Genomic DNA, 1,052 nt, shown 5'->3' with positions numbered 1-1,052 from the left:
ACCAGTGAGGTGGCCGTGGCGGTCACGGCGGATGGCAGTTGGAGCTTGAGCTTGGACATGAGCAGCTTGCAAGACGGCGCCATCACTTTGAGCGTGAGCGGCACCAACAACCTCGGCGCGGTTGCAACCACGGTGACAGACAGCAGCGTGTCGATGTCACGACTCAAACCCACGTTAACGGGGGCGACGTTTAACCCCACGCACCAAGCGATTGGCCAAAGCGTTGAGGTGACCTTGACGTTTGATAGTGAGATGGAGTCGGCGACGGCGACATTAGGGGGCCAACCGATCAGCACCTTAGCGGCCACAGCAGACCGCACCATTTGGCGAGGAAGCGTGGTGGTACCAAGCAGCGTAGAGCGCAGTGTCGCGCTGGTCGTCAGCGATTACCAAGACGCGGTCGGTAATGTGGGGGATGACAACAGCACGCAGGCGCTGGCCATTACCCCAACCTTGAGTATTGGTGCCATCAATGGGGGCAAGACCATCAACACCACGGACGCGAGCGCCGTTGCCATTAGCGGCAGCAGCACTCGGTTTGAGGACGGGGAAACGTTGAGCGTCGTCGCGAGTGATAGCGTGGGGGGCAAGACCAGTGAGGTGGCGGTGGCGGTCACGGCGGATGGCAGTTGGAGCTTGAGCTTAGACATGAGTAGCTTGCAAGACGGCGCCATCACTTTGAGCGTGAGCGGCACCAACAACCTCGGCGCGGTTGCAACCACGGTGACAGACAGCAGCGTGTCGATGTCACGACTCAAACCCACGTTAACGGGGGCGACGTTTAACCCCACGCACCAAGCGATTGGTGAAAGCGTAGAAGTGACCTTGACGTTTGATAGTGAGATGGAGTCGGCGACGGCGACATTAGGGGGCCAACCGATCAGCACCTTAGCGGCCACAGCAGACCGCACCATTTGGCGAGGAAGCGTGGTGGTACCAAGCAGCGTAGAGCGCAGTGTCGCGCTGGTCGTCAGCGATTACCAAGACGCGGTCGGTAATGTGGGGGATGACAACAGCACGCAGGCGCTGGCCATTACCCCAACCTTGAGTAT

At 59.8% G+C, this 1,052-nt stretch carries 1 protein-coding gene; it reads left to right on the top strand.

The window, feature by feature from the left end; genetic code table 11:
* Positions 1–1,052: tandem large repeat (locus tag L4D74_RS00485; RefSeq protein WP_428750265.1), on the top strand; the 1,052-nt coding region annotated here is incomplete at both ends.

Source organism: Vibrio cionasavignyae (assembly GCF_050337155.1).
Lineage (GTDB): Bacteria > Pseudomonadota > Gammaproteobacteria > Enterobacterales > Vibrionaceae > Vibrio > Vibrio nomapromontoriensis.
Note: the sequence above shows the minus strand (reverse complement) of the source record. Positions and strands in the feature narration are given on the sequence as shown.